Here is an 11819-nt window from a genome sequence, read left to right as displayed (position 1 = left end):
TAGCGCTTGCGCTTACCGGGCCTGCATCGCTATCCCGCTTTTTGTACGTTATGATGCTTCTCCATTTCAGGGAGAACACTAATGAAACCACAGGTTTACCACGTCGATGCCTTTACCTCGGTCCCTTTTCGCGGCAACTCAGCAGGTGTGGTTTTACATGCTGATGGACTGAGTGACGCGCAGATGCAGCTCATCGCTCGCGAGCTGCGTCATTCAGAAACCGCATTTCTGCTGACCAGTGACGACAGCGATGTTCGCATCCGCTATTTCACCCCGACGGTCGAAGTTCCTATCTGTGGGCATGCTACCGTCGCCGCGCATTATGTGCGGGCTAAGGTGCTGGGTCTGGGTAACTGCACGGTCTGGCAAACCTCGCTGGCCGGACGTCATCGGGTGGATATTGACGCTACCGGGAACGACTATCGCATTAGCCTTGAGCAAGGTGAACCGGGTTTTGAACCTCCGCTGGAGGGCGCTGTTCGTACTGCGATTCTCGATGCGCTGCACCTGAGCGAAGACGATATGCTGGCAGGCTTACCCATTCAGGTTGCCACGACCGGACATTCGAAAGTGATGATTCCACTGAAACCCGAGGTGGACCTTGACGCCCTTTCCCCTGATTTACCGGCTTTGACCGCCATCAGCCAGCAAATTGGCTGTAACGGCTTTTTCCCTTTTCAAATCCGCGAGGGCGAAAATGCCACTGATGGCCGCATGTTTTCACCTGCTATTGGTATTGTGGAAGACCCGGTTACCGGCAATGCCAACGGTCCAATGGGCGCGTGGCTGGTCCACCATGGGCTGATGGCGCATGATGGGAAAACGTTACGTGTTCAGGGGCATCAGGGCCGTGCGCTCGGGCGCGACGGGATTGTTGATGTGACGGTGACTATCCGTGAAAACCAGCCGGAAAAAGTCACCATTACCGGTTCGGCGGTGATCCTGTTTCACGCAGAATGGGCGATAGATTTTTAATTGTTCCCGAAAGCCGGATAAGGCGATGACGCCGCATCCGGCATTAATTCCGATGCCCCTATTTCCCCGCCTCCGGATGCGTATCAAACGCCGCCATGACCGTCGCCAGCTCATCTTCGGTAAACCCATGCTTCACGTCATCCACACCCAGTCCAAATCGTTCTTGCAACAACGCATACAAACTGGCGACATCAGGCAAATTAATCTGCTCTACCGCATGTCCATCCTGATAATGGGTAAAGTGAAAATTGGTTAACGTTAATTTTCCGCCGTCGGGCAGATGACGGCACATCAGCAGATGATGGCGAAAATGTGATTGCGGCCAGTGTGCGGACCAGAAGTTGCCCATCAGATAATCGCTCTGATGCTGCACGACCAGATCGAAATGATACATTGACTGCCAGTGTTCGTGATGACGGAACTGGAGGATCCAATCTTCACCTTCCTGAATCAGCCGATATTCGCCGTGTGGCGTCTTCTGCTCAGTGTTAGCCTGCAGACGAATTGGTGCTGTCAGAGTTTGCCCGCCGAAACCGACGTCGGCGATCCACTGCTCTCCCTGCAATTCAACCAGCAACAAACGATGCGTGCGCGGCGGCAGACTTGACGGATTTGCCAGTACCACGCGACCGAGAAGGCTACGTACGTTAAAACCGATTTCGCGTAACGCGCGCTCAAACACGCCGTTCTGTTCAAAGCAATAACCGCCACGACGCGCCGTTACCAGCTTCTCTTCCAGCGACAAATCGTCAAGCTGCATCTCTCTTGGCAGTAATACATCCAGGTTTTCAAAGGGAATTGCGCTGTTGTGCAGTAGATGTAGCGCTTGCAAGGTTTCAAGGTTGACGTTGGCCGAACCTGACCAGCAAATACGGGCAAAATAAGCGGTTAAAAAAGGCGTCATACGGAGTTCCTGTTCGATTAATGCAGTACTTATAACGTATTTTTCGTTTTACGCTGTCGATTTTGTGCGTTGTTAATTCCTGTGAGGCGACAAAATCGCTAATACCGTTAATATCTATGTTTATTGTGGTGTGTTATCTCTCAGCCAAGGAGCATCCATGAGCCATTTTCGTCCGATCGAATTAAAACATGCCAGTCGGCTACTCAATCATGGCCCAACGATATTGATAACCAGCCGGGATGAGCATACCGAGCGGCGAAATGTGATGGCTGCGGCATGGTCAATGCCCGTGGAATTTGAGCCGCCGCGGGTAGCAATTGTTGTTGATAAGACCGCCTGGTCGCGGGATCTCATTGAACGTAGCGGTAAATTCGGCATCGTTATTCCGGGTATCGCCGCCGTCAACTGGACCTGGGCCGTAGGCAGCGTTTCCGGTCGCGTGGAAGATAAATTCAACTGTTACGGCATTCCCGTGGTGCAAGGACCCGTGCTAGGTTTACCGCTGATAGAAGCGAAATGTCTGGCCTGGATGGAGTGTCGCCTGTTGCCAGCCACGGCGGCACAGGAAAAATATGACACTCTGTTTGGGGAAGTGGTCTCCGCTGCCGCTGATGAGCGAGCCTTCGTGGAAGGACGCTGGCAGTTTGATGATGGCAAGCTCAATACTCTGCATCACCTTGGGGCAGGAACGTTTATCTCCAGCGGGAAACGCATTATCGCAGGTGAATGATAGTATGCTAACGGATGGCAGTTCTGCTCTGTCATCCGCAACTGTTTTCTTAAAACTTCTGAAAAACCAGTTAGATAAATTACTCTGCCTTCCTTGCCTAATCATTCATGTGAATTATAGTTAATTTTGCACTAACGCAAATACCTAATCAAAACGCTATCCGTCAAAGCAGCATCCCCAACTGTACTTTTGAAGTGTCAGAGAGGTTTTACGATGCAACTTAATAGAATCGCACAAAGTTTTATACTTGCTGGGTTACTCACATCGTTTTCTGTTCCCCTTATGGCCGCTGAAGCCCCCAAAGACGCTACAGCCGCCACGCAACAAGCCAACAACGCGCTTTACAATCAACTGCCCTTCTCCGATAACACCGACTTTACCGACGCCCACAAAGGCTTTATCGCCCCACTCCCGCAGGACGTGATCAAGGGCGAGCAGGGAAATGTTATCTGGAATCCGCAGCAGTACGCGTTCATCAAAGAAGGCGATAAAGCCCCGGATACGGTAAACCCGAGCCTGTGGCGTCAATCTCAGTTGATCAACATCAGCGGGCTGTTTGAAGTAACGGATGGCGTTTACCAGATTCGTAACCTCGATCTGTCAAACATGACCATTATTGAAGGTAAAGAAGGCATCACCGTTGTTGACCCGCTGGTCTCGGCAGAAACGGCCAAAGTCGGGATGGATCTTTACTTTAAAAACCGCGGTAAAAAACCGGTTGTTGCAGTGATTTATACCCACAGCCACGTTGACCATTACGGCGGCGTACGCGGCGTTGTCGATGAAGCCGACGTTAAAGCGGGCAAAGTGAAAGTTTATGCGCCAGCCGGCTTTATGGAAGCCGCGGTCGCTGAGAATATCATGGCCGGTAACGTCATGAGCCGCCGCGCGAGCTACATGTACGGCAACCTACTCAAACCTGATGCCAAAGGCCAGGTCGGCGCGGGACTGGGAACCACGACCTCCGCGGGAACCGTTACCCTGATTGCGCCAACAAATATCATTGAGAAAGATGGACAAAAAGAGGTCATCGATGGCCTGACCTATGACTTCATGCTGGCCCCGGGTTCCGAAGCACCGTCGGAAATGCTGTGGTACATCGAAGAGAAGAAACTGATTGAATCCGCAGAAGATGTTACCCACACCCTGCACAACACCTACTCCCTGCGCGGAGCCAAAATTCGTGAGCCGCTGCCGTGGTCCAAATACATCAACGAAGCGATTGTGCGCTGGGGTGATAAAGCCGAAGTGCTGATGGCGCAGCACCACTGGCCAACCTGGGGTAATGACAAGGTGGTCAGCCTGCTGAAAAGTCAGCGCGATCTGTATCGTTACATCAACGACCAGACGCTACGCATGGCTAACGAAGGTCTGACCCGCGATGAAATCGCTGCCAACTTTAAGCTGCCGGACTCACTGGCACATACCTGGGCTAACCGCGGTTACTATGGCTCCGTGAGCCATGACGTAAAAGCGACCTATGTGCTCTATCTCGGCTGGTTTGACGGCAACCCGGCAACGCTGGATGAGCTGCCGCCGGAAGAGTCTGCGAAGAAATTTGTCGACTACATGGGTGGTGCGGACGCCATTTTGCAGAAAGCAAAAGCAGACTATGACCAGGGTAACTACCGCTGGGTAGCACAGGTGGTAAGCAAAGTCGTGTTTGCCGATCCAAATAACCAGGCCGCACGTAATCTGGAAGCAGATGCGCTTGAGCAACTGGGTTATCAGGCTGAATCCGGCCCGTGGCGTAACTTCTACCTGACCGGCGCGCAAGAGCTGCGTAACGGCGTGGTCAAAGGCCCAACCCCGAATACCGCCAGCCCGGATACCGTTCGTGCTATGACGCCGGAAATGTTCTTCGATTATCTGGCAGTGCATATTAACGGACAAAAAGCGGGTGATGCGAAGTCGGTGTTTAACATCGATCTTGGCAGTGATGGCGGTAAATATAAGCTTGAGCTGGAGAATGGCGTCCTGAACCATACCGCCAATGCCGAAGCGAAAGATGCCGATGCTACGATCACGCTTAATCGTGATACGCTGAACAAAATCATCCTCAAGGAAGTGACGCTGAAACAGGCACAAGACAGCGGTGACGTGAAGATAACCGGTGACGGCGCCAAGCTTGATGCCATGCTCGGCTATATGGATAAATTCGAATTCTGGTTCAACATCGTTACGCCATAAGCACAACGAAAACGGGCGGAAATCCGCCCGTTTTTTCTTACATACTGTAGCCAGGTTTTTTAATTAATCTCGCCATCTGCGGCAAAATTTCCTTATCCCACACGGCCTGCCACGCCTCTGGCTCAACTTCATTGAGCGCCACGCTGACTGAACTGTCTTTGCTTTGCAAATGACGAATAATAACCTCGGTAATATCCGCCGCCAGGGCGGTTTTCTGTTCGTCGGTAAGAGAGCGAGGAAAACATTTAATATCAACGTGCGGCATAGCAGATTCCTTATTGTTTTGGGTTGCAGGTAACTTATGCGGACTCTCGTTCAACCAGATGAAAACCGACATCAATAATATCGTCTTCACGCGGAATTTGTTCGATACGATCGGCAAGCAGTGAGGCAGCACGTTGCCCGATGGCCCGTCTGTCGACGCTGACGGTGGTGATGGCGGGCCGATTGCTGGCAGCAAAATCCAGATCGCCAAAACCGATTACCGCCAACTCTTGCGGCACGCGTATACCGCGACTTTCGGCCTCCATGATCGCCCCCTGGGCTAGCGTATCAGAGCTACAGACAATGACATCAAACTCGCGCTCCGCCAATAGCTGCGTTAATCCAGTGCGTCCCAATGCCAGAGAGGCCGGTAGCGGGACGTCCACCTGTGCGTCAGCCGCAATACCATGACGACTCAACGCATCGCACAGTCCTTGTTTACGCTGGCCTGCCCGGCGATCGGCAGTCCATAACAACCCCGGACGTCGATAGCCTTTATTCAGCAGATAGTCTGCCACCGCTTGCCCGACCTTTTCATGCGAAAAACCGACCAGCATATCGATGGGTGTTGGGGTTAAATCCCAGATTTCCACGACCGGGATGGCCGCATTAAGAATCACTTTTTTCAGCTCAGCGGTATGATGAATACCGGTGAGTACTACACCATCCGGGCGACGAGAAAGCAGCGTCGCCACCAGCTCCGCCTCTGTTTGCGGCGTATAACCCGACACGCAGAGCAAAATGTGGTATCCGCGTTCTGCCAGTTCATCACTTAATGACTGGATGGTATCGACAAACATATTGTTGTTAATTTGCGGAATAACCACGGCGATAAGCTTGCTGCGACGCGACGCCAGTCCCCCAGCCAGTGCGTTGGGAATATAGCCGGTGGCGCGCACCGCCTGCATCACTTTTTCAACCGTTTTCGGGCGCACCAGCTGCGGGGTATTCAACGCCCTGCTCACCGTCATGGGTGACAATCCCGCGGTACGGGCAACATCTTCCAGCGTGGGAGCGCGCGGTGGTTTGGGATTTTTCACTGTCGATGCCCTTGTCAAAAATCGCTGATTTATCCTGGCATTATTCATCATGATTTTGGCTATTGCCAGCGTTGCTCAGTGATAACGCAGGGAAAACAGCAGCTTAGTTAATTAAGCGTCATCCAAAATGATAGCGCAATCACAATGATTTGTGCATTTCTCCATAAAGTACTGGAATGTGACGTCGTCTATAATTTACCACCCTTTTCTCTCTGCATTTGTGAGCAATTGTTCAAATCGCAGTCAATTCGCTGGCACAGTGATTACGCTAATATTAAAAATGATAGCGCAATCATTTGTTATCATCAGGAAAGAACAATATGTCTTTAAGTGCCAATTCCGATGCTGTGACTTATGCCAAATCGGACAACGCCAAAACCGCAGCAGAAACCGGTGACCGTATTGAATGGGTAAAGCTGTCTCTGGCTTTCCTTCCTCTGGCAACACCCGTGAGCGATGCCAAAGTGCTCACCGGTCGCCAGAAACCGCTAACTGAAGTCGCCATAATCATCGCCGAGATCCGCAGCCGCGACGGGTTTGAAGGCGTGGGATTTAGTTACTCCAAGCGGGCTGGCGGCCAGGGAATATATGCGCATGCCAAAGAAATTGCCGATAACCTGTTAGGCGAAGATCCAAACGATATTGACAAGATCTACACCAAGCTGCTGTGGGCTGGCGCTTCCGTGGGGCGCAGCGGCATGGCGGTACAAGCCATCTCCCCTATCGATATCGCATTATGGGATATGAAAGCCAAGCGTGCAGGATTGCCGCTGGCAAAACTGCTTGGCGCGCATCGGGACTCCGTGCAGTGCTACAACACCTCCGGCGGATTCCTGCATACGCCGCTGGATCAGGTGCTAAAAAACGTGGTTATTTCCCGTGAAAACGGCATTGGTGGTATCAAACTCAAGGTTGGTCAGCCAAACTGCGCCGAGGATATTCGCCGCTTAACCGCGGTGCGTGAAGCGCTGGGGGATGACTTCCCGCTAATGGTCGATGCCAATCAGCAGTGGGATCGGGAAACCGCCATCCGTATGGGACGTAAAATGGAGCAGTTCAATCTAATCTGGATTGAAGAGCCGCTGGACGCCTACGATGTTGAAGGCCACGCCCAACTGGCCGCCGCGCTTGATACCCCGATTGCCACCGGTGAAATGCTGACCAGCTTCCGCGAACATGAACAGCTGATCCTCGGCAATGCCAGCGATTTTGTGCAGCCCGATGCACCGCGTGTGGGAGGGATTTCACCGTTCCTGAAAATTATGGACCTGGCGGCTAAACATGGTCGCAAGTTGGCTCCACACTTCGCTATGGAAGTTCACCTGCATCTGTCCGCCGCTTATCCGCTTGAGCCATGGCTGGAGCATTTTGAATGGCTGAACCCGTTATTTAACGAACAACTTGAGCTGCGCGATGGCCGGATGTGGGTTTCCGATCGTCACGGTCTGGGCTTCAGCATCAGCGAGCAGGCGCGCCGCTGGACGCAATTAACCTGCGAGTTTGGCAAACGTCCTTAATTAATTTGGCGGGTAAGCAATACCCGCCATCCTCCCCTACAAAAACGCTCTCAACCTTATGAAAGGAGTGGGTGATGAACACAATAATAAAGCGTACAAAAGTGCGTTACGGCATTCTGATATTTCTGTTTCTTGCGACCGTATTTAATTACGCCGATCGCGCGACGTTATCCGTCGTGGCGCCGATTATGAGCAAAGAATTAGGTTTTGATCCTGAAGCAATGGGGCTGGCCTTTTCTGCCTTCGGTATTTCTTATGTCATTATGCAACTACCCGGCGGCTGGCTGCTGGATCGCTATGGCTCGCGTCTGGTATACGGCTGCGCACTGATTGGCTGGTCGCTGGTCACTATGTTTCAGGGCACCATTTATCTGTACGCCAGCCCGCTTGTCGTATTGATTATCTTACGATTACTGATGGGTGCGATTGAAGCTCCGGCCTTTCCGGCCAACAGCCGATTAAGCGTGCAGTGGTTTCCTAATAACGAACGGGGCTTTGTTACCTCTGTCTATCAGGCCGCGCAATATATCTCGTTAGGGATTATTACGCCGCTAATGACGATTATTTTGCATAATCTCAGTTGGCACTTTGTGTTTTATTACATTGGGGCAATAGGCGTTATTCTTGGCATCTTCTGGTTGGTCAAAGTCAGAGACCCTATGCATCATCCAAAGGTGAACCAGCAGGAAATTGACTATATTCGGGAAGGCGGTGGTGAACCGTCGCTGGGTAATAAAAAAGAACCACAGAAGATTACCTTTGCGCAAATTAAAAGCGTCTGCGTCAACCGCATGATGATTGGCGTATATATCGGACAGTTCTGCGTGACATCCATTACCTGGTTCTTCCTGACCTGGTTCCCTACTTATCTGTATCAGGCGAAAGGCATGTCGATCCTCAAAGTGGGGTTTGTCGCCAGTATCCCTGCCATTGCCGGTTTTATCGGTGGATTATTAGGCGGTGTTTTCTCCGACTGGCTTTTAAAGCGCGGCTACAGCCTGACGATTGCCCGTAAGCTGCCGGTTATCTGCGGAATGCTGCTTTCCTGCGTCATCGTTATCGCCAACTACACCTCGTCAGAATTTGTGGTGATCGCGGCGATGAGTCTGGCGTTTTTCGCCAAAGGTTTTGGCAATCTGGGATGGTGCGTACTTAGCGATACCTCGCCAAAAGAAGTGCTCGGTATTGCAGGTGGCGTTTTCAATATGTGCGGCAATATGGCCAGTATCATCACGCCACTGGTGATCGGCATCATTCTGGCGAATACCCAGTCTTTTGATTACGCCATTCTGTACGTCGGTTCGATGGGGCTGATTGGTCTGATTTCTTATCTGTTTATCGTGGGTCCATTGGATCGTATTACGCTGACCCCTTCTGTCGCGTAATTTAAAACTTATGGCGATAGTTCGCCCGCTGTTCCGGGATTTGCACTCCTGCGGAACAGCGTTTTTTACTCAAATAATCTTATTGCTTTTCAGTACGGTACGCAGCCTCGGATGCTGACAAACCGCATCGGCGATGGCGCTAATATTCGGCGTGTTGTCCTGAAACCAGTCATGCCCTGGTCCCCAGGAGCGCATAACGGCAATGTAAATGTCCAGCAGTGTTAGCTGATCCCCAAATGCGTACGGCTCGGCGCTTAGCTGGTTGTTCAGCCACATATAGAGGGATTTACGGTACTCAATGCAGTTCTTTTTCAACTGCGCCGGGGCGTCCGGTACCCATCGGTCAGGATAATCGGCATAGGTAAACGTGGGATAGACATTTGCCACCAACCATATCAGCAGACGCTGAAACTGCTGGCGTTCGGCGTGTCCAACGGGTGGTGAAAGTTCGGGGCGACGATCGAGGATCATCAGCGCGATCGCCGCCGTTTCCGTCAACACGCTGCCATTTTCCAGTACCAGCGTGGGCACCTGGCATAGCGGATTCATTGTTTTAAGCAACTCCCGCGAAGGACCATCGCTGTCAAAACCGTCCACATCAATAAAGCTGTAAGGGATCTCCGCCAGTGTGAGCATCACTTCACTGATGGCCGATCCCCAGCCCGGTACCCCATAGACCTTAATCATGCTGCAACCCCCAACGTTAAAACCCTAAGTGTAGAGCAGCATTCGGCAACCTATGCAGACATGATTATTACTTTCATAATAACAATGGTCGAATACCGGGAGAGAATAAGCAATGCGTTCCAGTATGTTTGAATACATGAACATTTTTGTACAGGTTGTTGAGCAAGGTGGATTTGCCAGAGCCGCAGATGTGTTACACCTGCACCGCCCTGCGGTCACCAAAGCTATCCAACATCTTGAAGACGACCTGGGGGCAAAGTTGCTTAACCGCACGACTCGTAAAGTGAGTCTGACAGAAGAAGGTGATGCTTTTTACCAACGCACAAAAATACTGCTCAGTGACGTTGATGACATCATGGCTTCTTTCTCGCCAACTCGCCCGCCACGCGGAAAACTCAGGGTTAATGCACCTCTGTCGCTGGCGCACTCCGTGTTAGTTCCTGCGCTGAAAGATTTCCAGTCGCGGTATCCTGACATCGAGATGGTGCTCACCTCCACCGACCGTAGAATCGATATGCTTGCCGAAGGCATCGACTGCATGATCCGTATTGGCGAGCTACAAGATTCGACCTTGATCTCCAGGCGGCTTGGTGAGGTCAAAATGGTGACCTGTGCTTCACCGGATTATCTGCAAAAACAGGGGGTGCCGCAGGTACCAGAGGATTTATCCCGACACCAGGCGCTTAACTTTTTTAGCGAGCGTCATCGCGAAGCGCTGGAATGGACCTTCGTCAACAGAGGTAAAACCGAATCGTTCACCCCCGCAGGGCGGATAAGCGTTGATAACTCCGATATTCTGTTGACCGGCTGCTTATCTGGACTCGGCATTATACGTGGCGTTCATGCTGTCCTTGCCCCCTATCTTCAGTCAGGCCAGCTTGTTGAGGTGCTGGCCGATTATACCGGAGAATCAAAACCAGTTTCGGTGCTTTACCCGGACAGACGTCATCTCGCCCCTCGGGTTCGGGTATTCATTGACTGGTTATGCGAACTTTTTAGCCAACAAAAACCACGGCTTCAGGGATTATTACAAAATAAGTAATAGTGAAGTTCCGCAACAACGGTTTTTCACTCTCATCTGAGTCGTTAAATTGTGCAGACCCAATACAGAACAATTTACTGAGGTCTGCTATGTCTAAGGTCGTAGTTTTTAATCAAATTGGTGGCGCTGAAGTCCTGAAGATTCAGGAGATGCAGGTTCGCGCGCCTGATGCAAATGAGGTTCAGATCCGCGTGCGGGCTATTGGTATCAACCGTGCGGAAGTTATGTACCGCACCGGACAGTATATTTACCAACCTAATTTCCCGGCGCGACTGGGTTATGAAGCTGCCGGAGTCATTGAATCAGTGGGAGACAACGTACGTGAGTTTGCACCTGGCGATTACGTTAGCGTCATCCCGGCATTCAGCTTTCATCAATATGGAATGTATGGTGAAGTCGTTAATGCCCCCGCTCACGCGGTCGTAAAGCATCCACAAAACCTGAGCTTTACCGAGGCTGCTGCCAGCTGGATGATGTATGTGACCGCTTTCGGTGCGCTGGTTGAATATGCGGATATTAAGCCCGGTGATAACGTGCTGATCAATGCTGCTTCCAGCAGCGTCGGACTGGCGGCAATTCAGATTGCTAACATGCGGGGAGCAAAACCGATTGCGATGACACGGACCAGTGAGAAACGTGATCAGTTGCTGCAACTGGGCGCGGCAGAGGTTATTGCAAGCCAGGAGCAGGATCTGGTGGCCGAGATTCAGCGGATTACTGAGGGTAAAGGAACCCGCGTGGTGTTCGATCCGGTCGGTGGCCCAGCGGTGGCAAAAATTGCCCAAGTGATGCCAGCCGGTGGGCTCTTTTTCCAGTATGGTTCGCTTGATTCACGTGACCTTTCTATCCCGGTCATTGAGATACTCGGTCGCCATCTGACCTTCCGCGGCTATGAGATTTTCGAAATCACCACGGACGCAGAAAAACTTGCGCGGGCGAAACGGTTTATCTTTGAAGGATTGCAGTCTGGCCAGCTCAAGCCGCTGATTGATAAAACCTTTGCCTTTGATGATATCGTCGAAGCACATCAATACATGGAAGCCAACGGCCAGGTAGGCAAAATCGTCGTCACTCTGTAATCTCTG

The 11819-nt window shown here is 51.6% G+C and carries 11 protein-coding genes; 7 read left to right on the top strand and 4 right to left on the bottom strand.

Annotated features, from left to right (window positions below):
- Positions 1-81 precede the first annotated feature (81 nt).
- Complete coding sequence (locus tag OGX83_RS06315) at positions 82-975, top strand: PhzF family isomerase (RefSeq protein WP_137377935.1); 894 nt, start codon at positions 82-84, stop codon at positions 973-975.
- A 58-nt stretch (positions 976-1033) separates the two neighbouring features.
- Here the strand turns inward: OGX83_RS06315 and nhoA are convergent, their stop codons facing one another.
- Positions 1034-1879, bottom strand: coding sequence for an N-hydroxyarylamine O-acetyltransferase (gene nhoA, locus OGX83_RS06310; RefSeq protein WP_286587587.1), 846 nt, complete (start codon positions 1877-1879; stop codon positions 1034-1036).
- Positions 1880-2036: 157 nt separating this feature from the next.
- On the opposite strand from nhoA, the gene OGX83_RS06305 reads away from it, so the two are divergent.
- Entirely contained in the window at positions 2037-2609 is a 573-nt protein-coding gene (locus OGX83_RS06305) for a flavin reductase family protein (protein WP_003833054.1), read from the top strand.
- 213 nt (positions 2610-2822) lie between these two features.
- Positions 2823-4799, top strand: coding sequence for an alkyl/aryl-sulfatase (locus OGX83_RS06300; RefSeq protein WP_057068212.1), 1977 nt, complete (start codon positions 2823-2825; stop codon positions 4797-4799).
- Between the two features lie 37 nt (positions 4800-4836).
- On the opposite strand, the gene pptA is transcribed toward OGX83_RS06300, so the two are convergent.
- Both pptA and OGX83_RS06290 read right to left on the bottom strand, forming a co-directional pair.
- Positions 4837-5064 carry a tautomerase PptA gene (gene pptA / locus OGX83_RS06295; RefSeq protein ID WP_286587585.1) on the bottom strand — a complete coding sequence of 76 codons (228 nt, stop codon included), beginning with the start codon at positions 5062-5064 and terminating at the stop codon, positions 4837-4839.
- Between the two features lie 34 nt (positions 5065-5098).
- On the bottom strand, positions 5099-6103 hold the full coding sequence (locus tag OGX83_RS06290) for a LacI family DNA-binding transcriptional regulator (RefSeq protein WP_162623432.1): 1005 nt from the start codon (positions 6101-6103) through the stop codon (positions 5099-5101).
- A 320-nt stretch (positions 6104-6423) separates the two neighbouring features.
- Here OGX83_RS06290 and OGX83_RS06285 point away from each other — a divergent pair, with 320 nt between their 5' ends.
- Both OGX83_RS06285 and OGX83_RS06280 read left to right on the top strand, forming a co-directional pair.
- Positions 6424-7620, top strand: coding sequence for an L-talarate/galactarate dehydratase (locus OGX83_RS06285; protein ID WP_071445651.1), 1197 nt, complete (start codon positions 6424-6426; stop codon positions 7618-7620).
- A 74-nt stretch (positions 7621-7694) separates the two neighbouring features.
- Positions 7695-9005, top strand: a complete 1311-nt coding sequence (locus tag OGX83_RS06280; protein WP_008784815.1) for an MFS transporter — start codon at positions 7695-7697, stop codon at positions 9003-9005.
- A gap of 69 nt (positions 9006-9074) precedes the next feature.
- Here the strand turns inward: OGX83_RS06280 and OGX83_RS06275 are convergent, their stop codons facing one another.
- The gene (locus tag OGX83_RS06275; protein WP_071445649.1) at positions 9075-9692 is read right to left on the bottom strand and encodes a glutathione S-transferase family protein; all 618 of its coding nucleotides are present in this window, start codon (positions 9690-9692) and stop codon (positions 9075-9077) included.
- Positions 9693-9804: 112 nt separating this feature from the next.
- Between OGX83_RS06275 and OGX83_RS06270 the strand changes: the two genes are divergently transcribed.
- Together OGX83_RS06270 and OGX83_RS06265 are read left to right on the top strand one after the other, a co-directional pair.
- The gene (locus OGX83_RS06270) at positions 9805-10734 is read left to right on the top strand and encodes a LysR family transcriptional regulator (protein ID WP_071445647.1); all 930 of its coding nucleotides are present in this window, start codon (positions 9805-9807) and stop codon (positions 10732-10734) included.
- Positions 10735-10823: 89 nt separating this feature from the next.
- Positions 10824-11813, top strand: coding sequence for a zinc-dependent alcohol dehydrogenase family protein (locus OGX83_RS06265; protein WP_060682186.1), 990 nt, complete (start codon positions 10824-10826; stop codon positions 11811-11813).
- The last annotated feature ends 6 nt before the right edge of the window (positions 11814-11819 follow it).

Source organism: Citrobacter sp. Cpo074 (assembly GCF_030332745.1).
Taxonomy (GTDB): Bacteria; Pseudomonadota; Gammaproteobacteria; order Enterobacterales; family Enterobacteriaceae; genus Citrobacter; species Citrobacter portucalensis.
The sequence above is the reverse complement of the archived record's forward strand: the minus strand, read 5'-3'. Positions and strand labels throughout refer to the sequence as shown.

Excerpts from the sequence above, each read along its gene's own strand:
- OGX83_RS06315 (WP_137377935.1), top strand. The coding sequence starts at position 82 with ATGAAACCACAGGTTTACCACGTCGATGCCTTTACCTCGGTCCCTTTT.
- nhoA (WP_286587587.1), bottom strand. The coding sequence starts at position 1,879 with ATGACGCCTTTTTTAACCGCTTATTTTGCCCGTATTTGCTGGTCAGGT.
- OGX83_RS06305 (WP_003833054.1), top strand. The coding sequence starts at position 2,037 with ATGAGCCATTTTCGTCCGATCGAATTAAAACATGCCAGTCGGCTACTC.
- OGX83_RS06300 (WP_057068212.1), top strand. The coding sequence starts at position 2,823 with ATGCAACTTAATAGAATCGCACAAAGTTTTATACTTGCTGGGTTACTC.
- pptA (WP_286587585.1), bottom strand. The coding sequence starts at position 5,064 with ATGCCGCACGTTGATATTAAATGTTTTCCTCGCTCTCTTACCGACGAA.
- OGX83_RS06285 (WP_071445651.1), top strand. The coding sequence starts at position 6,424 with ATGTCTTTAAGTGCCAATTCCGATGCTGTGACTTATGCCAAATCGGAC.
- OGX83_RS06280 (WP_008784815.1), top strand. The coding sequence starts at position 7,695 with ATGAACACAATAATAAAGCGTACAAAAGTGCGTTACGGCATTCTGATA.
- OGX83_RS06275 (WP_071445649.1), bottom strand. The coding sequence starts at position 9,692 with ATGATTAAGGTCTATGGGGTACCGGGCTGGGGATCGGCCATCAGTGAA.
- OGX83_RS06270 (WP_071445647.1), top strand. The coding sequence starts at position 9,805 with ATGCGTTCCAGTATGTTTGAATACATGAACATTTTTGTACAGGTTGTT.
- OGX83_RS06265 (WP_060682186.1), top strand. The coding sequence starts at position 10,824 with ATGTCTAAGGTCGTAGTTTTTAATCAAATTGGTGGCGCTGAAGTCCTG.